24 protein-coding genes and 1 pseudogene are annotated in these 26,454 nt (G+C 37.5%); 14 read left to right on the top strand and 11 right to left on the bottom strand.

Annotation, left to right across the window (positions count from 1 at the left end):
* Positions 1-53 precede the first annotated feature (53 nt).
* Complete coding sequence (locus Q763_RS05875; RefSeq protein ID WP_084596018.1) at positions 54-2,030, bottom strand: DUF7619 domain-containing protein; 1,977 nt, start codon at positions 2,028-2,030, stop codon at positions 54-56.
* Between the two features lie 172 nt (positions 2,031-2,202).
* Between Q763_RS05875 and Q763_RS05870 the strand changes: the two genes are divergently transcribed.
* Positions 2,203-3,552, top strand: coding sequence for a DEAD/DEAH box helicase (locus Q763_RS05870; protein WP_035132105.1), 1,350 nt, complete (start codon positions 2,203-2,205; stop codon positions 3,550-3,552).
* 29 nt (positions 3,553-3,581) lie between these two features.
* Here Q763_RS05870 and Q763_RS05865 read toward each other — a convergent pair whose 3' ends face one another.
* The gene (locus Q763_RS05865) at positions 3,582-4,694 is read right to left on the bottom strand and encodes a lactonase family protein (protein ID WP_052123248.1); all 1,113 of its coding nucleotides are present in this window, start codon (positions 4,692-4,694) and stop codon (positions 3,582-3,584) included.
* 116 nt (positions 4,695-4,810) lie between these two features.
* Between Q763_RS05865 and Q763_RS05860 the strand changes: the two genes are divergently transcribed.
* The 5 genes from Q763_RS05860 to Q763_RS05840 are packed head-to-tail and all read left to right on the top strand — an operon-like array spanning position 4,811 to position 9,431.
* Positions 4,811-6,739, top strand: coding sequence for a vWA domain-containing protein (locus Q763_RS05860; protein WP_035132103.1), 1,929 nt, complete (start codon positions 4,811-4,813; stop codon positions 6,737-6,739).
* A complete protein-coding gene (locus Q763_RS05855; protein ID WP_035132101.1) occupies positions 6,736-7,992 on the top strand; it encodes a dihydroorotase in 1,257 nt (418 codons plus the stop codon). The genes Q763_RS05860 and Q763_RS05855 overlap by 4 nt, the downstream gene beginning before the upstream one ends.
* 4 nt (positions 7,993-7,996) lie before the next feature.
* A complete protein-coding gene (locus Q763_RS05850) occupies positions 7,997-8,443 on the top strand; it encodes a hypothetical protein (protein WP_035132099.1) in 447 nt (148 codons plus the stop codon).
* Between the two features lies 1 nt (position 8,444).
* Positions 8,445-8,774 carry a membrane protein gene (locus tag Q763_RS05845; RefSeq protein WP_035132096.1) on the top strand — a complete coding sequence of 110 codons (330 nt, stop codon included), beginning with the start codon at positions 8,445-8,447 and terminating at the stop codon, positions 8,772-8,774.
* Between the two features lie 3 nt (positions 8,775-8,777).
* Positions 8,778-9,431, top strand: a complete 654-nt coding sequence (locus tag Q763_RS05840; RefSeq protein ID WP_035132094.1) for an alpha/beta hydrolase — start codon at positions 8,778-8,780, stop codon at positions 9,429-9,431.
* 48 nt (positions 9,432-9,479) lie between these two features.
* Here the strand turns inward: Q763_RS05840 and Q763_RS17390 are convergent, their stop codons facing one another.
* From Q763_RS17390 to Q763_RS05825, 3 genes are read right to left on the bottom strand one after another with little or no spacing between them, the layout of a single operon-like run.
* On the bottom strand, positions 9,480-9,962 hold the full coding sequence (locus Q763_RS17390; RefSeq protein ID WP_052123246.1) for a hypothetical protein: 483 nt from the start codon (positions 9,960-9,962) through the stop codon (positions 9,480-9,482).
* 35 nt (positions 9,963-9,997) lie between these two features.
* Complete coding sequence (locus Q763_RS05830; protein ID WP_035132092.1) at positions 9,998-10,489, bottom strand: hypothetical protein; 492 nt, start codon at positions 10,487-10,489, stop codon at positions 9,998-10,000.
* A 7-nt stretch (positions 10,490-10,496) separates the two neighbouring features.
* Complete coding sequence (locus tag Q763_RS05825) at positions 10,497-11,261, bottom strand: MBL fold metallo-hydrolase (protein WP_035132262.1); 765 nt, start codon at positions 11,259-11,261, stop codon at positions 10,497-10,499.
* An 85-nt stretch (positions 11,262-11,346) separates the two neighbouring features.
* Here Q763_RS05825 and Q763_RS05820 point away from each other — a divergent pair, with 85 nt between their 5' ends.
* The 3 genes from Q763_RS05820 to Q763_RS05810 all read left to right on the top strand — a co-directional run bounded on the left by Q763_RS05820 (position 11,347) and on the right by Q763_RS05810 (position 15,403).
* A complete protein-coding gene (locus tag Q763_RS05820) occupies positions 11,347-12,816 on the top strand; it encodes a nicotinate-nucleotide adenylyltransferase (RefSeq protein WP_035132090.1) in 1,470 nt (489 codons plus the stop codon).
* A gap of 83 nt (positions 12,817-12,899) precedes the next feature.
* Positions 12,900-13,922, top strand: a complete 1,023-nt coding sequence (locus Q763_RS05815) for a transglutaminase domain-containing protein (RefSeq protein ID WP_035132088.1) — start codon at positions 12,900-12,902, stop codon at positions 13,920-13,922.
* Positions 13,923-14,011: 89 nt separating this feature from the next.
* Entirely contained in the window at positions 14,012-15,403 is a 1,392-nt protein-coding gene (locus Q763_RS05810; protein ID WP_035132086.1) for a serine hydrolase domain-containing protein, read from the top strand.
* Positions 15,404-15,432: 29 nt separating this feature from the next.
* Here Q763_RS05810 and bcp read toward each other — a convergent pair whose 3' ends face one another.
* Positions 15,433-15,885 (bottom strand): thioredoxin-dependent thiol peroxidase, encoded by a 453-nt coding sequence (gene bcp, locus Q763_RS05805; RefSeq protein WP_035132085.1) that lies wholly within the window; start codon positions 15,883-15,885, stop codon positions 15,433-15,435.
* A 36-nt stretch (positions 15,886-15,921) separates the two neighbouring features.
* On the opposite strand from bcp, the gene Q763_RS05800 reads away from it, so the two are divergent.
* Entirely contained in the window at positions 15,922-16,581 is a 660-nt protein-coding gene (locus Q763_RS05800; RefSeq protein ID WP_035132083.1) for an endonuclease III domain-containing protein, read from the top strand.
* 19 nt (positions 16,582-16,600) lie between these two features.
* Here Q763_RS05800 and Q763_RS17910 read toward each other — a convergent pair whose 3' ends face one another.
* The 3 genes from Q763_RS17910 to Q763_RS05790 all read right to left on the bottom strand — a co-directional run bounded on the left by Q763_RS17910 (position 16,601) and on the right by Q763_RS05790 (position 18,093).
* On the bottom strand, positions 16,601-16,747 hold the full coding sequence (locus tag Q763_RS17910; protein ID WP_197429388.1) for a hypothetical protein: 147 nt from the start codon (positions 16,745-16,747) through the stop codon (positions 16,601-16,603).
* Positions 16,748-16,798: 51 nt separating this feature from the next.
* Positions 16,799-17,383 carry an RNA polymerase sigma factor gene (locus Q763_RS05795; RefSeq protein WP_035132081.1) on the bottom strand — a complete coding sequence of 195 codons (585 nt, stop codon included), beginning with the start codon at positions 17,381-17,383 and terminating at the stop codon, positions 16,799-16,801.
* Positions 17,384-17,628: 245 nt separating this feature from the next.
* A complete protein-coding gene (locus tag Q763_RS05790; protein WP_035132079.1) occupies positions 17,629-18,093 on the bottom strand; it encodes a YdeI/OmpD-associated family protein in 465 nt (154 codons plus the stop codon).
* A 134-nt stretch (positions 18,094-18,227) separates the two neighbouring features.
* Here Q763_RS05790 and Q763_RS05785 point away from each other — a divergent pair, with 134 nt between their 5' ends.
* On the top strand, positions 18,228-19,169 hold the full coding sequence (locus Q763_RS05785) for a DUF2167 domain-containing protein (RefSeq protein ID WP_052123245.1): 942 nt from the start codon (positions 18,228-18,230) through the stop codon (positions 19,167-19,169).
* Between the two features lie 41 nt (positions 19,170-19,210).
* Here Q763_RS05785 and Q763_RS05780 read toward each other — a convergent pair whose 3' ends face one another.
* Complete coding sequence (locus Q763_RS05780) at positions 19,211-20,470, bottom strand: ADP-ribosylglycohydrolase family protein (protein ID WP_084596017.1); 1,260 nt, start codon at positions 20,468-20,470, stop codon at positions 19,211-19,213.
* A gap of 114 nt (positions 20,471-20,584) precedes the next feature.
* Here Q763_RS05780 and uvrA point away from each other — a divergent pair, with 114 nt between their 5' ends.
* The 3 genes and pseudogenes from uvrA (at position 20,585) to Q763_RS05765 (ending at position 24,788) form a co-directional block, all read left to right on the top strand.
* Positions 20,585-23,374 (top strand): excinuclease ABC subunit UvrA, encoded by a 2,790-nt coding sequence (gene uvrA / locus Q763_RS05775; protein WP_035132077.1) that lies wholly within the window; start codon positions 20,585-20,587, stop codon positions 23,372-23,374.
* A gap of 293 nt (positions 23,375-23,667) precedes the next feature.
* Positions 23,668-23,868: pseudogene (locus Q763_RS18030) on the top strand (DnaJ domain-containing protein); the annotation flags it as partial.
* Between the two features lie 551 nt (positions 23,869-24,419).
* Complete coding sequence (locus tag Q763_RS05765) at positions 24,420-24,788, top strand: VOC family protein (protein ID WP_035132073.1); 369 nt, start codon at positions 24,420-24,422, stop codon at positions 24,786-24,788.
* A 377-nt stretch (positions 24,789-25,165) separates the two neighbouring features.
* Here the strand turns inward: Q763_RS05765 and Q763_RS05760 are convergent, their stop codons facing one another.
* Complete coding sequence (locus Q763_RS05760) at positions 25,166-26,449, bottom strand: glycosyltransferase family 4 protein (RefSeq protein WP_035132072.1); 1,284 nt, start codon at positions 26,447-26,449, stop codon at positions 25,166-25,168.
* Between the last annotated feature and the right edge of the window lie 5 nt (positions 26,450-26,454).

The following is a 26,454-nucleotide window of genomic DNA, read 5'->3' as shown; positions in this document are numbered from 1 at the left end:
AATTAAAAAAGCGGACTGTACAGTCCGCTTTTTTATTCAACTCAATTATAAAACTACTCGATTATTAATTTTTTAGTTTGTTTCTTACCATCTGAGGTTAGGGTAACAAAATACATTCCCGATGTTAAGGCAGATACATCAAAACTGTTTACACTGTTGCTAATATTTGTAGCAAGTACAATTTTACCCGAAATATCACTTACTGATATGCTAACATTATTAGCAACTGAATCTCCAAACGCTATATTCACAATATTTTTTGCCGGATTTGGGTATAATGCAAACTGATTAAGTACATTTTCTCCAAGCCCCATTATTGACTGAATTTCGGTAGTAGCAGTATTGGTAACAATGGCCTCATTAAAGTCAAAGTAAATCGAAGCAGTTGCTTCAAAAATATCACCTATCTCTGCTCCGGCTTTCGGCTTTATCCTGTAAGCAATATAACCATGGCTTTCAGGCTCATTTACCTCTTCTCCCGGCAGGTTAATGTCGTCAAATATAAACTGAACCGTATTATTCTCTACCTCTACCCTGTAATCATGACTCGCCGATAGTGGCTGTAGGGTTTCCCAGTCTAACTTATCGTCAAGAATATCTTCTATTCTTACATTTATAGCATCGGCATTACCTGTATTTTGAAAACGTATGTAGTAATTAAGGTAACCTTCTGCCTGCTCTTCAGTAATATAATCCCCTTCACGGCATGCTATATCATTAGGGTCATAAGAGTTTACAGCTATAAGGGTTAATACATCCTCGTTATTAGATAGGTCAATATCATCACCGTCTGTAGTAACATTTGCTGTAAATGTAATTTCATCACCAAGATTAACTGTAGGCGGCTGCTCTACTAAAAATTCCAGGTAATAAACAAGATACTGGGATCCTGCCATTGCGCTGTAATTTACAGATAGTGTATTGCCAGACTGTGTTAAAGCAGGTACAGAATTCACAAAACTTACCAAAGAGTCGTCAAATTCTAGAGAAATAGTACCGTTTGCTGTAGTATTACCTAAATTTTGCACTACCATATAACCATACATTGGGAATCCCGGTCTTGGTTGTTGTAAAACCATATAAACACTCACATCATCAATAGGTTCTGGTGATTCAAGGCAAAAATAAATATCTTCAAACACACCCGGTGCAGTAACCTGATAAGATATAGGCTCAGATACATAAGTGTAAATACCCTGTCCCAGTACGCTTATTTCATTAACTCCGTCGGGTACATTATAAAATGTATAATGACCATTTGCATCTGTATAGGTATAAAAAACATCATTATCATGAGTCATCTTTACCATAACATGTGCTGCCGGCGGACCGTCAATACAACCAAAGTCAGCCATATCTCCAAATCGCAAATCACCAGACACAGTGCTATCTGTACACGGCTCCATATAAAAAGGAATTGAGTGAATTACATAACATCCTGTTTCAGGGTTTTCTACCCTAATCCATATCTCTGACCAGTCTCCCATTTGTTCTGTAGAGAAAGCCTCCGGATTTTCAATAGGGTTGTCACCTGTCACAACATCCATTTCTATATAGTGAAATGTAATATAATAAGAGCTAGGATCTTCAACCACCTCATCAATTACACTTGTAAGATCCAGGATAACTACACCATCCTCGTCATCATCACATACATTAATTGGACTTGGTGGGTTTGTATCTATATTTTCCCAACTGGACCAAATAATCTGAAATGATGTTACAGCAAAAGTGTCATCTTCAGAACTATTAACCCTTGCATAAATAGTTTGCTGATTACCAACAGACACATACTGTGTGGGATTAGAAATAGTGTTTGTATTTTCCTCTGCATCAATTTGTGTTTCATGATAGGTTACAAAAAAGTATTCAGGATCCTGAGCCCCTAAAATAATTTCGTCCTGTTGTGTCAGGTCAAAAACTTCCAATCCGCATTGTACAATATCCGGTGGCTGGTTTGCTGTTGTTTGTCCAAATACGCTGGTAACAAATAAAACCATCATGGTCAAAAAAGGTAATTTTAATTTCATAGCTTTTGGTTTTGGTTAAAATTTTGATTTATCTTTATAAAATCAGCTGATATACTACCAAAACAATTAAAAACTCAAATCCCCTACTTTAAAATTCAATTTAATTTTATAGCCTCCTCACAATAACCCGGTAGTTAACTTTTATACCTATCTTTGCACAAAATAAAACGCAATGACCACATTTCACGATCTTGATTTACCTAAATCGCTTCAAAAAGCATTAGACGAACTCGGGTTTGAAAACCCTACTCCTATTCAGGTAAAATCGATGCCTGTTATACTTTCCGGCCGCGATATGATGGGGATTGCACAAACCGGTACCGGTAAAACCTTTGCTTACCTGCTTCCTGTTTTAAAACAATGGAAATTTGCCCCTACAGATACTCCCCGTGTAGTAGTAATAGTACCTACACGTGAGCTTGTTGTACAGGTGGTTGAAGAAGTGGAAAAACTTACAAAGTACATGTCTATACGTGCACTGGGTGTATATGGTGGTACTAACATCAATACACAGAAAAATTTAGTATATCAGGGTGTAGATGTTTTAGTAGGTACACCGGGTAGATTAATGGATCTTGCACTTGACAATGTGGTTCGTTTTGACAACCTGCAAAAACTTATTATCGATGAGTTTGACGAGATTCTAAACCTTGGATTCCGTTTTCAGGTTACCTCTATCCTTTCCATGATGAAACAAAAAAGGCAAAACATACTCTTCTCGGCCACTATGACCGAGGATGTAGATGAAATGCTTGATGAATTTTTTGATTTCCCAGAAGAGGTTTCACTGGCAGCATCGGGTACTCCGCTTGAAAAAATACAACAACTTGGCTATCGTGTTCCTAACTTCCTTACAAAAATGAACGTACTGAAACGTTTACTGGAAGAGGATGAAGGCATGAACCGTATACTGGTATTTGTGAACAACAAAAAAACGGCCGACATTTTAATGGAACAGCTTGAAGAAGCTTTCCCTGAGCAGTTTGGTGTTATCCACTCTAACAAGTCACAAAACTATAGGCTTAACACTATGGCTACTTTTCAGGAAGGTAACCTTAGGGGTATAGTTACTACTGATGTAATGGCGCGTGGTTTGGATATATCTGATATTACCCATGTTATCAATATGGAATTCCCTGAGGTGGAAGAGCAATACATTCACCGTATAGGGCGTACAGGTCGTGCCGATAAAACCGGTATAGCTATAAGCTTTATAAGCCCAAAAGAAGAAGAACTGCTTATTGAAACCGAACTCTTAATGGAAAAGGAGATTGAAATGCTCCCTATGCCGCAAGATATTGAAGTTGCAGAAAGACTACTTGAATTTGAAAAAGACAAAAAGAAAATAAAATTCCTTTTAAAGAGACCTAAACTGGAAGGAGGGGCTGCCTTTCACGATAAAAAAGATAAAAACAAAAAGGTTAACCTTGGTGGGCCGGGTAAAAGAAACCCAAGAAAAACAAAACCACGTAACAGGGCTGCCGAAAAGAAAAAGTCACAAAAAAAGAAAAGAGGGAAATAATCCCTCTTTCTTTTTATATCTCTGTTAGCTTATTTTGCTGCTGTAAACACCAAACATACCGGTGAGCAAAGCTCTATACATTTCTCAGTATCGGTAAGCATACCCGTTGTTCTGTCCCTTTTAAAAATGATAACATCATTACTAATTTGGTTAGCAACCAGCAGGTAGTCTTCTTTTGGTCCAAAAGTAAAATTTCTTGGTCCTATACCTTCAGTAGTGGCTTGCTGCACCAGGTTTACTTTTCCGTTAGCATGTACCCTAAAAACAGAAATAGTATTCGCATCTCCCCTATTTGTGGCATATAAAAACTTACCGTCATGTGATATATGAATATCAGCTGCTCCGGTTTGTCCTGTAAAATACGGGGTCACAATTGTACTTTCCTGTATCTTCTCTATTTTACCTTTTACATAACTAAAAGCAGTTAAAGTACCATCCAGTTCCTGTAGTACATAAAAGAAAACATTGTTTGGGCTAAATACCAAATGTCTCGGGCCGCTACCCTTTTTTACCTCTACCGTATCAGCTAGTGTTAATACTTTACTGCCATCGGTAGCATTTTTATTGTACTTATAAACAGATATCTTATCTGTTCCCAGGTCATTGGCAAAAATATAGTTCTTATCAGGAGAAAAGTAAACCATGTGTACATGAGGCCCTTCCTGACGGTCTTTATTAATACTACTGCCGCTATGTTTAACTACCTGTTTGGCTTTTGTCAGTCCGCCATGCTTGTCCTTAGCAAAAACCGCTATGGTACCTCCTGTATAATTAGCCACGATAACATGCTTATCATCATTAATTATGTAGCATGGATCGGCACCTTTAGAATCCTTTTTATTAATAAATTCTATCTTCCCGCTGGAAGCCATGTAATTAAAGGCACTTACTGTGCTTTCCTCTCCGTTTTCATTAACGCTGTATAAAAATTTATTGTCGGCAGAAACCGTTACATAACTCGGATTAATAACTCCTTGTGAACTGCTTTTTAAAGTAGCTTCGCCTGTTTTGGTATTAAAATCATAAACATAAATTCCTTCGCTTTCGCAGGCATTGGTATAGGTTCCTATAATAAGGTTGTAATTGTCCTGTGCATGTAAACTAATGCATCCTAACAAAATAAGTAATCGGGTAATTTTCATGAGTGCAAATTAATGATAACAAAAATAGGGTATTTAAATATTATGTGAAATTTATACTGTAGTTATGCACTTTCATTTAGAATAAAAATTTGTATTTTTGACAAACTTTCAACTAAATGCAGTTCAAACATCCGGAAATCCTTTACTTCTTATTCCTATTGGTAATCCCTGTTCTGGTACACTTGTTCCAGCTGCGACGCTTTCAGAAAGAATATTTTACAAACGTACGTTTCCTAAAGGAGCTCAACATGCAAACCCGCAAGAGTTCTAAAATCAAGAAATGGCTTTTACTTTTTACCAGGCTATTATTACTTGCCTGCCTTATACTCGCTTTTGCACAGCCGTTTTTCAAAGCCAGTGACGATAACAACAAGAGTAATGAAATGGTTATCCTGCTGGACAATTCCTTTTCCATGCAGGCTAAAGGCAGTAAAGGCGAACTACTTAAAAGAGCCGTACAGGACATGCTGGAAAACACGCCGGAAGATCAGCAGTTTTCGCTTATAACACCTACCAATGCATACTGGGATACCGATGTAAAATCCATACAAAAGGAATTACAGAATATTAATTATGGTTCCGTACCTTTTAATCCTGATTTCCTGATTACAAAAGCCGAGACAAAAAAGCCTAATACAGGTAAAGATATAGTGGTTATTACCGATGCTGTTAACCTGGAAAGCCAGAGTATTAGTAAGCTTGATCCAAAATCTCCTGTATACTTTATAGTACCTGAAGCCCAAAACAAAAACAACGTGGCGGTAGATAGTGTATACATATACCAAACACTGGAAAACTTCTATGAGATTGCGGTAGACTTAAAAGCAAACGGAACGGTTAACGATGATACATCGGTAGCGCTATACAACGGTAAAGAACTTACTGCCAAAACACTGGTTACTTTTGATCAGCCATCAAAAACACTAAACTTTACCATCCCCAAAAAAGATTTTCACGGTTATGTATCGGTAAGGGATAATAGCCTGACTTATGATAATGAGTACTATTTCAGTATCTCAAAACCCGAAAAATCAAATGTTCTGGCGATTGGTGACGAAGCGAAAAACAAATTCCTTTCACGCATTTATACTGACGATGATTTTGTATTCAACTCGGTACAGACCGGCAGTGTAGACTATAACAGCCTTGAAAAACAGGATGCCATTATACTTAATGAGCTTACTGAGATTCCGCAGGCACTTATTACAACATTAAAATCGCTTTACGAAAAAGGCGGTAATATCATTATTATCCCTTCGGCAGAAGCATCTGTACAAAACCTAAACAGCCTTATGGCGGCTTTTGGTAATGCATCGCTTCTTACACTTAACAACAACGAAAGGCAGATAACCAAAATATCATTTAGCCATCCATTATACCAAACCGTATTCGAAAGGCAAATTAAAAACTTCCAATACCCTAAGGTAAATAACTCATTTACCATTAAAGGAACTGCGCTTCCGGTACTATCGTATGCCGATCAGACTCCGTTCCTGACATCGTTAACAAACAGGCTGGGTAATGTATACCTGTTCTCTGCCCCTATCAACAAACAGAATACCAATTTCCAAAACTCTCCGCTTATTGTGCCTACCTTTTATAACATGGCTCAAAACAATAACAAAACCGGAGTTTTTGCATACAAGATAGGAGAAAATCAAAATCTTATTATTGATGCACTGCTTTCTAAAGATGAAGTGGTAACCGTGAAGAACGACGTGAGCGACTTTATACCAATGCAGCAAATACTAAACAATAAGATTAAACTGTCGTTTGGTGATTATCCCGAAACTGCAGGCAACTACAGTGTAGTGAAAAACGAAAATATTTTAAAGAACATCAGTTTTAACTACCCAAGAACAGAAAGTGACCTTAGCCTGCAAAACAGCAACATTGTAAAAGACTATACAAAAACAGATTCTGTTTCAACCGTATACAACGATATTAAATCACTAAGGACTGCCAGCGAATTATGGAAATGGTTTATTATTGGCGCGCTGGTATTCCTGTTACTTGAACTCTTTATCCAAAAATTTGTAAAATGAACCTCATCTTTAAAAACGCTACCATTATTGATAAAAACAGCAAATTCAACAATCAGGCTGTTGATATTAAAGTAGAAAATGGTGTTATAACTAAAATAGCTAAAGATATTGCCGAAGAAGCAAATTTTGAAGTTATACAGCTGGATAACCTTCACGTTTCACGCGGATGGTTTGACAGTTCTGTAAGCCTTGGCGAACCTGGTTATGAGGATAGGGAAACTATTAAAAACGGACTTAGCGTAGCTGCACGTAGTGGTTTTACAAACATAGCCCTACAGCCTAACGCAAACCCTATTGCCGATACTCAGGCAGATATAAGCTTTTTATTAAGCAAAGGACACAATGCTGCTACATCATTACACCCTATAGGTGCGCTTACAAAAAATAGCGAAGGACTTGATATCGCCGAACTTTTTGATATGCAAAATGCCGGAGCCGTAGCTTTTGGTGATTATAATAAAGACCTGCCTGATGCAAACCTATTAAAGATTGCTCTACAGTATGCTCAGGATTTTGACGGACTGGTAATTACTTTTTGTCAGGACAGCAAAATTAAAGGTAAAGGTGTGGTACACGAGGGGTTTGTTAGTACCCGTTTAGGATTAAAAGGTATACCTGCCCTAGCCGAAGAATTACAGGTAGCACGTAACCTGTATCTGTTAGAATATACAGGTGGTAAAATGCATATCCCTACCGTATCTACAGGAAAATCGGTACAACTTATAAGAGAGGCTAAAGCAAAAGGATTAAATGTAACCTGTAGTGTTGCAGTGCATCACCTTGTACTTACCGATGATACTCTTGTTAACTTTGACACCCGTTACAAAGTAGCTCCGCCATTACGACCTGAAAATGAAAGAAAAGCTCTTATAGAGGGAGTACTTGACGGAACAATAGATATGATTACCAGTGACCATAATCCTCTTGACGTTGAGTTAAAGAAAATGGAGTTTGATATGGCTAAAAACGGTACTATAGGACTGGAAACTGCTTTTGGAGCACTTGCCAATGTACTACCGGTTGATGTTATTGTTGAAAAACTTACTGCCGGCAAAAGCGTATTTAAAATTGAAGACCACGCTATGGAAGAAGGCGCTACTGCATCGTTCTCCTTATTTACTACCGAAGGTAACCATACATTTACTAAAGCCAATATCCTTTCAAAATCTAAAAACTCCGCTTTCTTAGGTCAGGAGTTAAAAGGTAAGGCATATGGTGTATACCACAACGGAAAACTAATTTTAAACGAATAGCATTATGAAGTCACCTGTCCGTTTTCTAATTACCGCTTTTTGTGCGTTAACAATATGTTCCTGCCAAAAGGCAAAAGAGACTATTAATAAAGGCGGAGAGGCTGTTGGAGAAACTGCTACCGAATTTATTGAAGGGGTTAGCGAAGGGGTTGACAGGACTTTAGAGTGTAAAATCAGCCTATCTGAAAAACTTATTAATGAAGGTATTAAAACCGGTAAGTTTTACATTGAAGACGAAGGCAACAGCAAAGATAATAAACTGGTAATTTATATTATTACCGAAAAGGCTATTAACGATACACTTACTTTTACCGTAAAGGACAAAAAAGGTGTTGAGTTTGGTCGTGAAAAACTGGTTCTTAATACAAAATCCGGAGATGCATCTTACTATGATGTGGTATTTGATACACGAACAGATATAGAAGCAAAAAGTACAATAGAAATATATTAAAATGAATACACAACCTGAGATCAGTGATGGAAAATCTATAGCAATAACAAGCTATATACTTGTTGTAGGAGCACTTATTGCATTATCTATGAATGCTGAAAATAAAAATAAATTTGCAGCATTCCATATTAGGCAAGCCATTGGACTTTCCATTACCTTTATAGGTTTAGGATCAATCATAAGCTACTTTCCAGATCCAAGAATATTATTCCCAATGTGGATCTTTATTTCAATATTATGGACTTATGGTATCGTAACTGCTGTTAAAGGACAAACAATACCAGTACCACTATTAGGTAAATTTTACCAAAAACTATTTAAAAGCATTTAATCAATGAGTAACTCATTATACTATTTAATACGAGAGCCTAAAGTAAAACAGGAAAAGAATCCTTTAATACTGTTACTACACGGTTACGGTAGTAATGAAGAAGATTTGTTCTCGTTTGCAGGACAGCTTCCGGAAGAGTATTATATCATCTCGGCAAGAGCGCCATACCACATCCCTCCTTACGGAAATGCATGGTATGCTATTAATTTTGATTCGGATATGAATAAATTTTCCGATGACAATCAGGCAATAGAATCAAGGGAACTTATCGTTAAGTTTATTGACGAACTTATAGACCAATACCCTATTGATGCTCAAAAAGTAACGCTGCTTGGATTTAGCCAGGGCGCTATACTAAGCTATTCTATAGCACTAACCTATCCTGAAAAAATTGACCGTGTTGTAGCCCTTAGCGGATACCTTAACATGGACATTATAGACAAAGGTTTTAACACTAACGACATCTCTAAGCTACGCTTCTTTATTTCTCACGGAGTGGTAGATCAGGTTATCCCTGTAGACTGGGCACGTAAAGCCCCGGAGGTTTTAAAAGACCTTAAGCTGGATGTGGAATATCATGAATACCCTGTAGGACATGGTGTAACACCACAAAACTTTTACGACCTGTTAAGTTGGATAAACAAGACTAATAGATAATAAAAAAGGCGGTTTTAAAACCGCCTTTTTTATTATCTTACTGTTGTATTAGCTTTGGGCATTATCATCGCCCGTTACTCTTTTTTCTTCAATAAGGGCTCCGGCATACAACGGACTCCCTTCTTTAGACAGCGTATAATCTTTTTTTACTTCAAGCATCCAGTTGTCTGCTTTGTAAATACCTTCTTCCGTTTTTGAAAGCAGGAATGTTTTTGATGAATCGGGTAAAAAAACCTCCACAACACTCTGGTCATCGTTAAAAACTACAAAAGCACTATAGGCTGTCCCTACATCCTTCAGTTCCTGTACAGGGTTAAGCCTGTACCCCACATCATAAGCCCTTATACATTCTTTTTTTAATAACGACCACCGGTATCCGGCAGAAGTAACACAGCCTTTAGCATCTTTATCGTTACCAATAACCACCTTTTTTACAGGTTCTGCTTCAGGCTCCTCACCACGATCTTTCATCATCTGCTCACAGGAAATTAAACTCATCCCCGCCAGCAACAGTGGCAATAACTTTTTCATTCGTTTTTATTTGATAACTCTAAAATACGAAAAAATTAATTATTCGCATGTAAAAGTGTTTCGGCAGGCTCAAATGTTATACTACCATCTTCCTCTACAAAATATTTAACTATAGATTCACCGTGTAGAGTTCCGTTACTAAAATCAATTATTACCCAACGGTTGTTAAGTATCCTGTAGTTATTAACTAAAAAAGGACTCCCTATTTGCGGATAGTTAACCAAAGGGTTACCTCCTGCCTTTGCATTACCCGCATAAATAGCGTCTCTTATTGCTATTTGAATTTTCTGTAAGTCCTTATCTCCAAAATATAATTGCGCAGCTTCATTTTGATCAAGTGTAAAATAGTTGGCCTTATAAAGATTATCTTCATTTGCCGTTACAGAATCTTTTAAAGCCTGTACTCTACCCTCCAGAGTTTCAATATTTGTAGTTTGAAATTTATCTTTATTGGTAAAATACATGTAAGTAAAAACATTAACAAGTAAAGAGAAAATAAACAGGTATAAAAAAAGGTTCTTTTTCATAATATAGTTAAATGGTTATCTGTAAGTTATCATAAGCTAAGAAAACATTGTCAGGCAATTTTGCCTGTATCTCCTCATGCAAACCCATAAGATGGCTTATATGAGTTAAGTAAGCTTTTTCGGGCTTAATTTCGTTTATAAACTGTAAAGCCTCTTCAAGATTAAAATGAGTAGGATGTTGGGTTTCCCTTAGTGCATTTACCACCAGTACTTTTAAACGTTTAAGCTTTTCCTTCTCATCAGGCTCTACGGTTTTCACATCAGTCAAGTAAGCAAAATCATCAATGCGGTAACCAAAAACCTGCAAACTGCCATGCATAATATTTATTGGCGTAACCGTTTTATTCCCCACAACAAAAGGCTGGTTATTAATTACAATATGTTCTTTAACAGACGGTGCTCCCGGATATTTGTTTTCCTTTTCAAAAATATAATCAAAGCGTTTTTCCAGTTCGCTTAGTACACGGCTATGGGCATATATGGCTATATCCCCCTGCCTAAAGAAAAAAGGTCTTATATCATCAAGCCCGGCAGTATGATCGGCATGTTCATGTGTAAAGAGTATACCATCCAGTTTATTACAGCCACAGGTAAGCATTTGCTGCCTGAAATCAGGGCCGCAATCTATCACAAAAGAGAAATCGTCCCACTGTATCCAGGCGGACACACGCAGGCGCTTATCTTTAGGATCATCACTTTGGCAAACAGCATCAGTACAACCTATAACCGGTATGCCCTGCGATGTTCCTGTCCCTAAAAACCATACTTTAATCACACATTAAATTTTTACAAAAATAGGATTTATCTTTTATTAAAAGTCCTGTTTTTCCTAACTTTGCAAATATCATTGCACTTCCATGAAATTAAAAGATTCTGATATCACTCTGAAAGGAGACAAAATTATAGAGCATGTACCTTCCATAAAGGACAAGGCTTTAAGGATTAACCTAAACGAGAACATATACGGTACTTTTGCCGAAATTGGTGCCGGTCAGGAAACTGTCCGCCATTTTTTCAGGGCAGGTGGTTCATCAGGAACTATCGCAAAGGCCATGTCTGCTTACGACAAAGACTTTAGTGATGCTATTTATGGCGCTGAAGACGACGGTAGGTATGTAACTGAAAGCCGACTTAAAAAAATGCTGGCACACGAGGTAAGACTTACTGAAAACCGACTTAAAAGGGATAAACACCCTAATAAAGTTTTCTTTAGTTATGCCAATACCGTGGCTACCATTGATTTTGCAAAGCAGTTTAAAGGACACGGCTGGGTAGGTATTAAATACCAGGTTGAACCGGACGAAGACTATAACGAAATTACACTACACATCCGTTTTAAGGAAACCGATGCCCGCCTGCAACAGGAAACACTGGGTATACTGGGGGTTAACCTTATTTATGGAGCTTATTATAAATACAACGATCCTAAAAAGCTATTACGCTACCTTTATGATCACCTTGATAAAGATCAGTTAGAGATTGATACCATCAACTTCTCAGGTCCGCGATTTGCCACTGTAGATAACCGCTTAATGAGCTTACAGCTTGTTAAAAACGGTATGACCGATGCGGTAATGTTTGGCCCTGATGGTCATAACATACTTCCGGCAGCTATACTATACAAGAAAAACATTCTTGCATTAAGAGGTAGTTTTCGCCCGGTAACTAAAGTGAATATGGATATGTATGAGCAATCATACAAAATGTTCCTGGAAGAAAACAAAGTGGAAAAAGATAAAGCCCTTGTGGTTTTTGAAATTACACTTTCAAACCTTAGATCTGAGGGAGAAATTGATGAGCGTGACTTTATGGATAGGGCCGAACTGCTGTGTTCACTTGGTCAAACCGTAATGATATCCAACTTTCAGGAGTACTATAAAGTGGTTGAATATTTCTCTAGCTACACCAAAGCCCGTATGGGGCTTGCTATGGGGGTTAATAACCTTGTAGATATATTTGATGAAAAATATTACCGTCACCTAAGTGGTGGTATACTTGAGGCTTTCGGTAAACTGTTTTACCGTGACCTTAAGGTATTCCTATACCCTATGAAGGATGAAGAAGGTGAAATAATCACTTCAGAAAACCTAATGGTTCACCCTCGTATGAAAGAGCTGTACAAGTTCTTTAAATTTAACGGTAAGGTGATTGATATTGCCGATATAGATGCCAGTTATCTTGATATTTTCTCAAGAGAGGTACTTAAAATGATTAGCAAAGGTCAATCAGGATGGGAAGATATGCTTCCTCCGGGGGTTGCCGAAATTATCAAGAAAAACCAACTGTTTGGCTACGATCCTAAAACACTGGTAGCAGAACAGAACTAAATAAAATGGTACAATAAATAAAAAAGCAGCTATTATATAGCTGCTTTTTTATTTATATTTACGCTTCAGCACCTTAAATCATAATGAAAAAATTCCTACTTAGTATAACCATACTATTTTGTTTCCTAAAGGGTTATTGCCAAAAAGACATAAATAATCCGTATTATACAATTGACAATATAGCTATTCATACTGAATACAAAAACGATATACCCTTATTAGTTAGTGATTTAACCAAACACTGCACTACAGACCTCGAAAAAGTACGGGCCATATTTATATGGATAACCGAAAATATTGAATATGACTACAAAGCCTTCAATAAAGGTGATACTAAGGTCAAATATCCTAAACATAAACAAGGAAAAGACTATGGTAAAGCATATGCTAAATGGGAAGACAGGTTTCTAAAAAACATAATAAACAAAAGAAAAGCAGTTTGTTTTGGCTATTCCTTTTTATTTAAAAAAATGTGTTCGTTAGCAGGCATACAAAGCTCAATAGTGAATGGATATACAAAACAGTCTCAAAGAGAGATAGGAATACTGGGAAAAATAGACCATGCGTGGAATGTTGTTGTAATAAACAATCAGTACTATTATTTTGATGTTACATGGGGAGCAGGCCACTGTCCAAGAGATAAAAACATGAAACCGACCGGATTTATAAAAGAGCGCAATTACTCTTATTGGTGCACACCTTATGAAAGGATGCTGTTAAACCATTTCCCTTCAGATCCTGAATGGATAAGGCATACAACATACATTAATGCTAAAGAGGAATATAAAAGCCTACCTCTATATGCATCTCCGGCAATACCATACTTTACAGTTATAAGTCCGGAATCAGGAATAATTAATGCAAAAGTAGGCGATACAATTCACTTCAAAATACAGGTGAGTGATGACTACCCCCGACAGAACCAAATAATAATAGATACAAATTTTAAACCCGAAGATAATCGTATCAAATACAGTAGCGATCAGGTAAAATATTCTGATGGTATTTTAAATTTTGATTATATTATTAAAGACAAAAGAATAAGAGAATTAACAATATACTCAGGCATATACGGAATGCTTAGCTTTAAAGTAAAAGTTCAGTAAAAAGCAGCCTATAAGCTGCTTTTTTACTAAGTTGTATTTATAATTATAATCCAACCTTTCCGTTTATGTATTAAACCAATCCAACTAGTATGAAAAAAAATATAATGCTTCTTTTGCTTTTAACATGCTCCTTTAAAGTTTTGGCTCAAAAGGAAGAATTAATAGACAATTACATTAATGAACTTTACCAAAAAAATGCTTTTAACGGAAATATACTGGTAGCAGAAAAGGGACAGGTAGTTTTTGAAAAAAGTTATGGCCTGGCTAACGAAAAAACACAACAAAAACTAAATACACAAACCTGTTTTGAGCTTGCCTCTGTTTCAAAACAATTTACTGCCATGGGAATTGTGCAGTTACAAAAAAAAGGTAAACTATCTTATGACGACAAAATAAGCAAATACATTCCCGAGCTTTCGTTTTACGGCGATGTAACAATAAAAAATCTTTTAACCCATACAGGAGGAATACCCGACTATATGGATTTACTGGCAAAAGAATGGGATAAAAGTAAAATAGCAACCAATGATGATGTTATAAAAGCATTTGAAAAACAGAAGCCTGCACCACTATTCTCTCCTAATGAAAAATGGGAATACAGCAATACAGGGTACTTACTGTTAGCTACTATAATTGAAAGAATAAGCAAACAATCCTATGGAGAATACCTTGATAAGGTTATATTTAAACCGTTAAAAATGAATAATACTTTTGTTTACAGAAGGTGGTTTAAGCCGGAAACTAAAAACAACTATGCATCGGGTTATCTTTTCTCTCGTGAATTAAACAAAAAGGTAACTCCTGATGAGTTTGGTTCTGATTTTTATGTGGTTTATTTAGACGGTATAGTGGGTGACGGAATGGTAAACTCTAACCTTGAAGACTTACTAAAATGGGACAGGGCATTATATGGGGATGAAATCATTAATGATAATGACAGAAAAATGATATTTTCCTCTTATGAAATGTCAGGACAAAGAAGCACTGATTATGGGTTTGGGTGGATGCTTACCAATTCTCCCGATTATGGCAAAATAGCCTTACACAGCGGTAGCTGGGGAGGTTATATAACCTATATTGAAAGGCATTTAGATAATGACAAAACCATTATTGTACTTCAAAATAATGCCTTATCCACAACAGAAATACCTGTAAAAAACATTAGGCGTATACTTTACAACCAGCAACCTGAAAAACAGGTTAAAATAGATAATAGTACACTACAGCAATACGCAGGAAAATATGTAACCGAAACCGGTAAAACAAAGGAAATTATTTATGAGGACGGTAAAATTTATGTTCCCGTAGGTCAGGAAGAAAAGCTTGAACTTATACCGGTATCCCAAACAAAATTCATTGTTGACGGTTTCAGTCCTGAAGTTAGTTATGAATTTACTTTTGACAGCGAAGGAAAAGTTGTTAAATACAGGGTACAACAACCCGAACAGGGCATAGATTATGAAGCAAAGAAAATAGAATAATAAAAAAAGCAGCCTATTGGCTGCTTTTTTTATTTCAATATCTGTTCGGCATGAGCCTTGGTTTTTACTTTTTCTATAACCTCATCAATAATACCGTTTTCATCTATTACAAATGTGGTACGGTGTATACCGTCGTACTCACGACCCATAAACTTTTTAGGTCCCCATACCCCAAAGGCATTGATTACCGCTTTATCCTCATCGGCAATTAGCGGAAAAGGAAACTCATACTTATCCTTAAACTTACCCTGAGCCTTTTGCGAATCGGCACTCACCCCTAAAAGTTCGTAGTTATTGGCTTTAAAACGTTCAAAATTATCCCTTAAGTCACAGGCTTCGGCAGTACATCCCGGCGTATTGGCCTTCGGGTAAAAGAAAACAACCAGCTTTTTGCCTTTATAATCGGCTAGTGTATGTTTGTTTCCGTCCTGGTCAACTCCCGAAAAGTCAGGTGCCTTATCTCCTTTTTTTAATGTAATCATAAGTGTATATTTGTTTTTTCATAAAAATACATAAAAATGACCAAAGCAGAAAAGGTTCAGTTCACTATAGATACCCTTAAGGAAATATACCCAACCATACCTATCCCACTAGACCATAAAGACCCTTATACTCTGCTTATTGCCGTATTGATGTCGGCACAAAGTACCGATGTGAGAGTAAACCAAATCACCCCTCTGCTTTTTGAGCGTGCCGATAACCCTTATGACATGGTTAAACTAACCGTTGAGGAAATAAGGGAAATAATTAAACCGGTAGGACTTTCGCCAATGAAGGCAAAAGGCATACACGGACTATCGGAAATATTGATAGCTAAACATAACGGAGAGGTTCCGGCAAACTTTGCAGATCTCGAAGAACTGCCGGCTGTAGGCCATAAAACAGCAAGTGTAGTAATGTCACAGGCATTTGGTATACCGGCATTTCCTGTGGACACTCATATACACAGATTAATGTACCGATGGGGCTTTAGTAACGGAAAAAGCGTAGAGCAAACAGAAAAAGATGCAAAAAGGCTGTTCCCGGAAGAATTATGGAACGATCTGCACCTTCAAATAATATGGTATGGTAGGGAATACTCCCCTGCCCGCGGATGGAATTTAGAAAAAGATATTATTACCCGCACCATCGGGCGGAAAACAGTAATAGATGAGTATAATAAAAAGAAGTCCCGTTAAAAAACGGGACTTCTTTTTATTAATTAGCGATGCTCTCAAAAGTAAGATTACCTGAGGTCTTAACTATTTTTAATGCTTTTGAATAGTTAAGTAAAAACGCTATTGTTTCTTTTTTTGGTAACATTTCCGGAGCTTCTTGTTTCTTTTTAGAGTAAAGTTTTGCCATGTATTTTGTACTTAATTTTCTATACAACGCAAAACGAAGCCCCTATATTGTTTAATTTGTCAAAATTATTTTATTTTTTTCAATCAGTTTTCTCAAATTCATAAGTGCATACCTCATTCTACCTAACGCAGTATTAATGCTTACGTCAGTCAAATCAGCTATTTCCTTAAAGCTAAGATCCTGGTATATTCTCATTTGAAGTACCTCTTTCTGATCATCAGGAAGTTCTTCAATCATTTTTTTCAAATCACTTTCAACCTGATTTGTGATTAGCATACTTTCAATATTAGGACTATCATCGGTCATAATAGAGAAAATAGAGAACTCTTCCGTTTCACGGTGCATAGGCATCTTTTTGTTTCTCCTGAAGTGGTCCACAATAAGGTTATGCGAAATACGCATTACCCACGGAAGAAACTTACCCTCTTCGTTATAAGCGTTAGACTTAAGGGTTTTAATTACCTTGATAAAAGTATCCTGAAAGATATCGTCTGCAATATCCCTGTCAGTCACTTTAGAGTAGATAAAACCGTAAATTTTTGATTGGTGTCTGTTAATTAAACAGGCAAGAGCATTTTCGTCGCCGCACATATAGTTCTTAACCAATACGGCATCTGGGATTACAACATTAGCCATAGCAATACTTTTTAGTTTTTTGAATTTGGGTTCTCAATAAATAATCAGAAACTGGGTTTCTTTTCTAAAAAGTAATTTTTTCTATAGGCAATGTTAATTTTGAATTAATTATATCCCAAATATAAAGGAATTTAAGTTTAACATGCAAAAAAAAACTTAAATTTTAACATTTGGAATACAATATAACGGGCAATATTCTTGAAAAAAGTCGCAATAATAAAGGAAATTTCAAACTTTTATGAAATTTATAACATTTCGCCTTTATCCAGCATTTGCAGCATTTTTGCGATGCGGTCGGCTTTTGTTTCCTCTTTTTTGGCAGCATAAATCCAGTCCGTAAATTTTTTTTGCTCCCCTTTTTTGTATTTCATGAATTTTACCTCTGCTTCGGGCTCAAGTTTAAGGCATTGTAAAATTTCTTCCGGTATTTCAAATTCGCTATCATCCCTATATAATGTAATATGTACATAATCGCCTGCCTGTTTTTTTATCTTTTTACGTACTTCAGCCTTAACAGGCAAAAACAGATTACCATTACCCATAGGCATAAGGTGATAACTATTTATTTCATAACCATCAATACTGCCCCTTACCTTAACCAGGCCAAAAGGCATATCGCCGTTAGGTTTTATTTCCGGTAGCGCGGCATAGGTCCACCCTCCTTTCCCAGGAAACTTTTCAAGCAGGTATTCTTTATCGGTTAAAAGCATATTATTAATAAATCCTCATAAAAAAGATTAGATGATTCAAAACTAATTAAAAAGAAAACCCCAACGCATATTAATATTTGTTAAAAAAAACTTAATAATTATATTAGCCGTTCAAACAAACCAATTACAAAAAAATGATCAAAAAATTTATGAGTGCCCTTATGGTCACTATGTTATCTGCTGCTGTTCATGCACAGGAAACAGAACCAACCGAAGCAGAAATACAGGCTGTTTACGACTCTATTGAAAATTCATACACCTATCAGTATGGAAAAATTGAACTTAAAAATGGGGTTGGTGCAATTAATGTACCCCAAGGCTTTAAGTATCTGGATGCAGAACAATCTAAACATGTACTGGTAGACTTATGGGGAAATCCTGATGAAGAAGATATGACCATGGGGCTTATTATGCCCGAAAAATATGGCGTATTAAGCGATCATGGATATGTTTTTAACATTATGTATGATGAAATTGGATACGTAAAAGATGATGATGCCGATGATATTGACTATACCTACCTATTAAAAGAAATGAAAGAAGAAACCCGTGAAGCCAGTAAAAGCAGAGTGACAATGGGTTACGATCCTATTGATTTAATAGGATGGGCTACTCCTCCTTACTATGACAAAGACAGAAAAATATTGCATTGGGCAAAGGAAATACAATTTGGAACAGATTCCATACATACCTTAAACTACAATGTAAGGGTACTGGGTAGAAAAGGTGTACTGGTATTAAACGCTATCGGTTCAATGGAAGATTTGGGTATTGTACAACAGGATATTCCTCAGGTATTAAACATAGTAGAGTTTAACGACGGATATAAGTACAAAGATTTCGACCCTTCTGTAGACGAAGTAGCTGCATGGACTATTGGCGGACTTGTAGCCGGTAAAGTACTGGCAAAAGTAGGTTTCTTTGCAGTAATTGCTAAGTTTGGTAAGTTTATCGTTATAGGTCTTATAGCATTCTTTGGAGCAATATACAGACGTATTACAGGCAAAAAGAAAAAAGAAGACGAAGACACCGACAGCGAGAACCAAACTCCGGAACAACTTACTCCCGAAGCATAACAAGTAAACAAGAGTAATACAAAAACTCCTTAAAGCATGCTTTAAGGAGTTTTTGGTTTTTCAAGACTTTTATCTGTAATCTCAATTATAACACCAGTTCCAATAATCAGGTCTCCTTTCCTAAAATCAAAATCCATTCCTACCTCAAGTCTTTTTTCAAAATAAGGAAAAGCAATAATACCTATAGCTGCCTTTACAGTTTCTCCAGGATATACTTTTTCTTTATCTAAAAAATACTGTACCCCTGTAGTTATCATAGCATCAAAAGCAAATTTTAATGCAGGTCTGTAACCACTATGAGAACAGCTTTTCCTTCCCCCTTCTTCTGTGGTGCGGTACTTAAGCTCTGCTATAAAATGAGATTTTTGTATCTGTAAACCCTTTTCCAAACGTTCTGCCAGGTCTTCAATAAATAGGCGTTTAGCAAGTAAGCTAAGCCATTGTGAAGGTATTGTTTCCTCACCATACAACAATCCTGCAAGTCCGCCTGTAACTGCAGCGGTAGTATCGGTATCACTACCCAAATTTACAGCTTTCAACACAGCATCTTTATAGTTCTTTGTTGTCATTAAACACCATATCGATGCTTCAAGAGTATGTACCACATATCCTGAACTTTGTATTTCATCTTCCTGCAACCTATATATATCATATTTTAAAAGCCTTTCAAAAACAGTTATCTCTGCGGGATTTATCTCTTTTTTCACCAATAGTTCATTAACCTCCCTTTGTACAACACTGTAAATATAAGTAAGGTCGGTAGTACGGTTTAAATGACGCGCAAACTCCAAATAGTAAAAACAGGCTATAACCGAACGTACGTGACCGTGTGTTATGGATGATACTTCTTTAATAATACGATAACGCTCTTCTACAGGCTTATCCTGAATATAAAAAAGTAAAGGCAGTATACGCATTAACGAACCGTTTCCGTTTGAGTATTCCTCAAATCCTCCGGCATGTTGTGGTTCACAACCTTTCTTAAAACGAATCAAAGCCTCCCTGGTAGCTATTCCTATATCAAATACATTTCCGTGTGCTGTCCAGTATCCTTCATACAACCATTTTAAAAAATTTTCGGCTATGCTGTTAAGATCATACTTTTCTGTAAGGGCTTCTGCAAGGCAAAAAGTAAGTGAACTGTCGTCTGAAAAAGTACCCGGTGGCTGGTTGTGTGTCCCGTATCCTTTCATATCGGTTACAGGATTATCCTTTAATACCCTACGCTCTAAAAATTCTACAGGCACCCCAAGAGCATCTCCAACGGCTACTCCCAGTAGCGCTGATTTTATATTTGACATTACAGTGTGGTTGGTTTTATGTTAACTATACCTCAAATATAACGCTTTATCCCTTCCCCTCTTTAACAAAAATTTCAGTGTAAAATAGTATCTTTGCACATTACCATTTTTGCTATGATAAAAACCGATATATCAACACTCGAACCTAAAAAAAACATCCTTATAAAAGGGGCGCAGCTTCACAATCTTAAAAACATTGATGTAGCCATTCCGCGTAACAAGCTGGTTGTGGTAACCGGGCTTTCGGGCTCAGGTAAATCAAGCCTGGCTTTTGATACGCTTTATGCCGAAGGACAACGCCGATATGTGGAAAGCCTTTCGTCATATGCGCGTCAGTTTTTAGGTCGTCTGGACAAACCAAAAGTAGAATACATTAAGGGTATAGCCCCCGCTATTGCCATTGAGCAAAAGGTAAACACTACCAATGCGAGGTCTACCGTAGGCACCAGTACCGAGATTTACGATTACCTAAAACTACTTTTTGCTCGTGTAGGGCGTACCTACTCCCCTGTTTCAGGTCGTGAGGTTAAAAAGCATACAGTAACCGATGTGGTTGAAGAGGTTAAAAAACAGGAAGACGGCAGCCGATGGTTGTTACTGGCACCTGTACACATAGAGAAAGGCCGTACCATTGAAGAAAAACTAAACGTTTTACTACAGCAGGGTTTTGCCCGTATACTGGTAGATAACGAAATGCTGCGACTGGACGAACTGGGCGATACCGACTTTGCCAACAAAGAGGTAATGCTTATTGTAGACCGTATTGTGGTAAAAGATGAAGAGGAATTTTATAACCGACTGGCAGATGCCGTACAAACTGCTTTTTACGAAGGTAAAGGCGAAACGTACCTTCAGGATGTAAAAACCGGAAACCGACTGGCTTTTAGTAGTAATTTTGAGTTGGACGGACTTACCTTCCTGGAGCCAAACGTACACCTTTTCAGTTTTAATAATCCCTATGGTGCCTGTCCGTCGTGCGAAGGTTACGGCAGCATAGTAGGCATAGATGAGGAGCTTGTTGTCCCAAACACAGCCCTTTCGGTATTTGAAAATGCCATTTATCCGTGGCGTGGTGAGAGCATGGGCTGGTACCGTGACCAGTTGGTCAACAACAGTCACAAATTCAATTTCCCTGTACACAAACCGTACTTCCAGTTGTCTGAAAGTGATAAGGCACTTATATGGAAAGGTAACCAGTACTTTACAGGACTGGATGACTTTTTTGCCGAACTGGAAGAGAAAAACTATAAAATACAAAACCGCGTTATGCTTTCGCGTTACCGTGGTAAAACCAAGTGCCCGGCATGTAAGGGCAAACGCCTTAAACCGGAAGCCAATCACGTAAAGATTGACAACCATACCATATCAGACCTTGTGGATATGCCTATCAAAAACCTTATTGAGTTTTTTAAAGGAATCCAACTTAGTGAATACGACCAAAAGGTAGCTAAACGCCTGTTGGTTGAAATCAATAACCGCCTTAGCTTCCTGCAGGAAGTGGGGCTTGATTACCTTACGCTAAACCGTAGGTCGTCTACCCTTTCGGGTGGTGAATCACAACGTATTAACCTGGCAACATCACTGGGCAGTAGCCTTGTGGGGTCTATGTACATATTGGATGAACCAAGTATAGGGCTTCACCCTAAAGATACCGAAAGACTTATTAAGGTACTTATCGGGCTACGTGATTTGGGCAACACCGTTATTGTGGTAGAGCACGATGAAGACATCATGAAGGCTGCCGATATGATTATCGATATAGGTCCGGAAGCGGGTACACACGGTGGTCGTCTGGTAGCTCAGGGTACGTATGATGAGATCCTGAAATCAGAATCACTTACCGCAAAATACCTTAACGGCGATATGGAAATCAAAGTACCTGCAAAACGTCGCAAGTTTAAAAATCATGTGGATGTTGTAGGCGCACGCGAAAACAACCTTAAAAATATAGATGTAACCTTCCCGCTGGACTGCCTAACGGTTATTACCGGAGTTTCGGGTAGTGGTAAGAGTACACTGGTAAAAAAGATATTATTCCCTGCCATACAAAAGAAACTGGAAGGCGTGGGCGAAAAAGCCGGACAGTTTACCGAACTGCAGGGTAGCTACTCACACATTAAGCATATTGAATATGTAGACCAAAACCCTATTGGGCGCAGTTCGCGTTCTAACCCGGTTACCTACATTAAAGCTTATGATGATATTAGAGATTTGTTCTCTAAGCAAAAGCTTTCCAAACTACGAGGCTATCAGGCAAAGCATTTCTCGTTCAATGTAGATGGCGGACGCTGTGAAACCTGTAAAGGGGAAGGCGAAGTTACTATAGAGATGCAGTTCATGGCCGATGTTCACCTGGAGTGCGAAACCTGTAATGGTAAACGCTTTAAGAAAGAGGTGCTGGAAGTGGCTTTTGAAGGTAAGAATATCGATGATATACTTACCATGACCATAGATGATGCCCTTGAGTTTTTTGATAAGCACAAGCAAACCAAAATTACCCAAAAACTACAACCGTTACAGGATGTTGGTTTAGGGTATGTACAGTTAGGGCAGTCGTCTTCTACCCTTTCGGGTGGTGAGGCACAGCGTATAAAACTGGCATCGTTCCTGGTTAAGGGAAATACGAAAGATAAAGCCTTATTCGTGTTTGACGAACCTACAACAGGGCTTCATTTCCATGATATCCAGAAACTAATGGCATCGTTTGACGCCCTTATCGATAAAGGACATTCAATCATTGTTATTGAGCACAACCTTGACCTTATTAAGTGTGCCGACTATATTATAGACATTGGTCCTGAAGGTGGTGAAAATGGCGGACATTTAGTAGCCTTTGGTACTCCTGAGGAAATTGCTAAAAACCCTAAGTCGGTAACAGGAGAATATTTGGGAGAGAAGTTGTAGTTGGTTTCAGGTTTGAAGTTTCAGGTTACCTGTTACGTGCTGTCATTTTGAGCGCAACGAAGTGGAGTCGAAAAATCTCTAATATTCTGAGATTTCTCCGCAAGGTCGAAATGGAAAACCCTCGTAATATTAAAACGCATGCTGTCATTTCGAACGTAGAGTATCGGAGTGAGAAATCTCTTTAGTTAAATTTAAAAGTTTACTCCGTAGTGTCTCATCGCAATGACAGCACTTAATACAAATTTAAACTACAGTCCAAAATTCCCTATTTTTACAATCCCAACGATTACTAAATGAAAAACCATTATGAAATACTTGGTGTTTCCCAAACCTGTACTCAGGCCGAAATAAAAAAGGCTTACAGGGTACTGGCGGTAAAATACCACCCCGATAAAAATAATGGTGATAAACAGAGTGAGGAAAACTTTAAGGCTATACTGGAGTCCTACATCATACTAAGTGACGAGGAAACCCGCCTGGAGTACGATTATTTCAAGGGTTTTAAAAAAGGAAACAAACCGCAATATAGCGAACCGGGCAAACCCAGCCCTATAAAATACCTGGTACAGATAAAACGTATAAAAGATGCCGTACTGAGTGCCGGCGGACACGTTAATAAAAATGTACTCTACAATGCTATTGACAGGCTACTGAGTGAGGAGAACATCAGTTTCCTGATACGCAAACAGGATTTAAGCATCAACCACCTGATTATAGACGAAGCCCTTACCTGCGCCATATTTATAGACGAAAGCCTTAAACATGAGTTTCACGACAGGCTCCTAAAACTTGCCGATGGTAATGTAAGGATGGTTAACCGCATTAACCTACTGAACAAGATTAATGACAGCATCACAGCTACCAATAATCCTCCCGAGCCACAACAACCAAAGGAAGTAAAGGAGTCCCCTCCTACACTTATTGCTATTGTAATATTCGTGCTGTTTATTATGTTGTTTTTGGTTTTCCTGTATATGGAGAACAGCTAATGTAAAATAGCTTCCCATATTTTATATCTTTATAAACCATACAAAACCTTTAAACCATGAACCATAATGCTAAATCCATACGCCCTTTTATAGGAGCAAAAGACTTTGAAGTTTCACGAATGTTTTACCGTGACCTTGGCTTTGAGGAAACCGTACTCTCTGCAGATCTTTCGGTTTTTAAAACCGATAACGGAATAGCATTCTATTTACAGAAAGCCTATGTAAAGGACTGGATAGATAATACCATGCTTTTTATGGAAGTGGAAAACGTTGATGTTTTTTGGAAAAACCTAAATGAACTTAACCTTACAACAAAATATGAAAATGTCAGGCTGGTACCTGTACGCACTATGGAATGGGGTAAAGAATGTTTTGTACACGATCCGTCAGGGATATTATGGCATTTCGGAGAATTTTTTTCGTAACCCAATGATTTTAAGCACATTTTAAGAATAAAGCAAAACCCCAGCTATAGCTGGGGTTTTCAATGTTTTTTAACTGCCTCTTATAAAAAAAATTCAATTAAAACGAAATATTTAAAAGACAAATGATAATTTATTAATTAATTATTCGTTAACTTTGTATTACAATTCGGGTCAACTGAATTAACTCATGGTTAATTTTTGGCACGATAATTGTAATTATTTAATTAAATCTCAGGATTTTATAATTTTGAGGTTTGTTAATAATTGGTTGGTTGGTTTGTTAAGTCCCGTTATTCTCCCAGAATAGCGGGATTTTCTTTTTTAACAGCCTAAAGGTTAGAATTTTATACCAGTTAAAAAAACAACTACAACGTTTTTTAACTTTGTTTTAACAAATTTGCCAACTGATTTGTTAAATTCCTACGAGAATATTGTTGTAAACCAATAGCATGTACTTTTAACCCCTCACCCATATATTGTGCGAAATAAGATTTAAGGGCATCCTTAAGCTTTTCTTTTTCTGTATACTCAACAAACACACCTGTATTAGTCGTTTTAATAATATCAGCAAAGTCCGCTCCCTGTGGCCCTACACCTATAACAGGTCTTTCAGATGCCATGTATTCAAACAGCTTGCCTGGTATAATACAACGCGTATCAAGAGAATCAATCTCGACTAACAGTAATACCTGCGATTTACGTTGCTGCTTTACTGCTTCACTATGCGATACATAGCCCATATTATTAACATAATCGGTAAGCCCGTGCTGTTCTATGGAAGTCAGTACTTCCTGACTAACAGCCCCTATAAGTTTGAGTTCGAACTTATCTTTAAATTCAGCATCCTCTTTCACAAGCTCTGATAGTGATTCCCAAAGTATCTTTGGATTACGTTCTGACAGAAACGAACCTATATGTGCTAACGTAAACTTCTCATCAAGCGGTTCTTTAGCCACCGGTTCAACATCATAACCGTTAGTGATTACAGTAACAGGCTTATCGGTTAACTGTTCAAACTCGGCTTTGGTGGTAGGGCTTGTTACAATAATAGTATCGGCAGTATTAAGTACATCGCGCTCCATTTTTTTATGCCTTTGCTGAGACGATTCACTTAACCTAAGCTCCTTATGGTAACCAATAGTTGTCCACGGATCACGAAAATCGGCAATCCACTTCACTCCAAACCTTTTTTGAAGCTCCATCCCTATTAAATGAAGGCTGTGCGGAGGCCCGGTAGTAATAATCGTATCAATACCACTGCCCTGTAAATAGTTGGTCAAATAGCTTACCGAAGGCCTTACCCAAAGCACCCTTGCATCCGGGATAAACATATTACCCCTAATCCAAAGCATCAGTTTTTGGAGTACCGACTGCTTTTTCTTATCAGGTATGATCCCCGAGCTTATCTTCTTTGTATTCTTTTTTGAAAATACCGAAGCCCAACCGTAAGGCTCAATAATATTATTTTTAAGGATAGTGGTATTGTAACTCACGTCCTTTTGTAACTCTTCATCTATTAAAGGATAGGTAGGATTTTTTGGGATATAAACTATGGGCTCAATACCATACTCAGGCAGGTACTTTACAAATTTTAACCAACGCTGTACTCCCGGTCCGCCTGCAGGAGGCCAGTAATACGTTATTATAAGTACCTTCTTCATAATCC

The sequence above is a fragment of the Flavobacterium beibuense F44-8 genome (genome assembly GCF_000769915.1).
Classification (GTDB): Bacteria; Bacteroidota; Bacteroidia; order Flavobacteriales; family Flavobacteriaceae; genus Flavobacterium; species Flavobacterium beibuense.
This window is presented reverse-complemented; position numbering and strand designations above follow the sequence as displayed.

What these genes read in the sequence shown, in the direction of transcription:
- Q763_RS05815 (WP_035132088.1), top strand. Translation starts at nt 12,900, where the DNA reads ATGAAAAAATTCCTACTTAGTATAACCATACTATTTTGTTTCCTAAAG.
- Q763_RS05785 (WP_052123245.1), top strand. Translation starts at nt 18,228, where the DNA reads ATGATCAAAAAATTTATGAGTGCCCTTATGGTCACTATGTTATCTGCT.
- Q763_RS05765 (WP_035132073.1), top strand. Translation starts at nt 24,420, where the DNA reads ATGAACCATAATGCTAAATCCATACGCCCTTTTATAGGAGCAAAAGAC.
- Q763_RS17910 (WP_197429388.1), bottom strand. Translation starts at nt 16,747, where the DNA reads ATGGCAAAACTTTACTCTAAAAAGAAACAAGAAGCTCCGGAAATGTTA.
- Q763_RS05800 (WP_035132083.1), top strand. Translation starts at nt 15,922, where the DNA reads ATGACCAAAGCAGAAAAGGTTCAGTTCACTATAGATACCCTTAAGGAA.
- Q763_RS05830 (WP_035132092.1), bottom strand. Translation starts at nt 10,489, where the DNA reads ATGAAAAAGAACCTTTTTTTATACCTGTTTATTTTCTCTTTACTTGTT.
- Q763_RS05850 (WP_035132099.1), top strand. Translation starts at nt 7,997, where the DNA reads ATGAAGTCACCTGTCCGTTTTCTAATTACCGCTTTTTGTGCGTTAACA.
- Q763_RS05875 (WP_084596018.1), bottom strand. Translation starts at nt 2,030, where the DNA reads ATGAAATTAAAATTACCTTTTTTGACCATGATGGTTTTATTTGTTACC.
- Q763_RS05780 (WP_084596017.1), bottom strand. Translation starts at nt 20,470, where the DNA reads ATGTCAAATATAAAATCAGCGCTACTGGGAGTAGCCGTTGGAGATGCT.
- Q763_RS05840 (WP_035132094.1), top strand. Translation starts at nt 8,778, where the DNA reads ATGAGTAACTCATTATACTATTTAATACGAGAGCCTAAAGTAAAACAG.
- Q763_RS05760 (WP_035132072.1), bottom strand. Translation starts at nt 26,449, where the DNA reads ATGAAGAAGGTACTTATAATAACGTATTACTGGCCTCCTGCAGGCGGA.
- uvrA (WP_035132077.1), top strand. Translation starts at nt 20,585, where the DNA reads ATGATAAAAACCGATATATCAACACTCGAACCTAAAAAAAACATCCTT.
- Q763_RS05860 (WP_035132103.1), top strand. Translation starts at nt 4,811, where the DNA reads ATGCAGTTCAAACATCCGGAAATCCTTTACTTCTTATTCCTATTGGTA.
- bcp (WP_035132085.1), bottom strand. Translation starts at nt 15,885, where the DNA reads ATGATTACATTAAAAAAAGGAGATAAGGCACCTGACTTTTCGGGAGTT.
- Q763_RS17390 (WP_052123246.1), bottom strand. Translation starts at nt 9,962, where the DNA reads ATGAAAAAGTTATTGCCACTGTTGCTGGCGGGGATGAGTTTAATTTCC.
- Q763_RS05845 (WP_035132096.1), top strand. Translation starts at nt 8,445, where the DNA reads ATGAATACACAACCTGAGATCAGTGATGGAAAATCTATAGCAATAACA.
- Q763_RS05865 (WP_052123248.1), bottom strand. Translation starts at nt 4,694, where the DNA reads ATGAAAATTACCCGATTACTTATTTTGTTAGGATGCATTAGTTTACAT.
- Q763_RS05790 (WP_035132079.1), bottom strand. Translation starts at nt 18,093, where the DNA reads ATGCTTTTAACCGATAAAGAATACCTGCTTGAAAAGTTTCCTGGGAAA.
- Q763_RS05795 (WP_035132081.1), bottom strand. Translation starts at nt 17,383, where the DNA reads ATGGCTAATGTTGTAATCCCAGATGCCGTATTGGTTAAGAACTATATG.
- Q763_RS05810 (WP_035132086.1), top strand. Translation starts at nt 14,012, where the DNA reads ATGAAAAAAAATATAATGCTTCTTTTGCTTTTAACATGCTCCTTTAAA.
- Q763_RS05820 (WP_035132090.1), top strand. Translation starts at nt 11,347, where the DNA reads ATGAAATTAAAAGATTCTGATATCACTCTGAAAGGAGACAAAATTATA.
- Q763_RS05870 (WP_035132105.1), top strand. Translation starts at nt 2,203, where the DNA reads ATGACCACATTTCACGATCTTGATTTACCTAAATCGCTTCAAAAAGCA.
- Q763_RS05855 (WP_035132101.1), top strand. Translation starts at nt 6,736, where the DNA reads ATGAACCTCATCTTTAAAAACGCTACCATTATTGATAAAAACAGCAAA.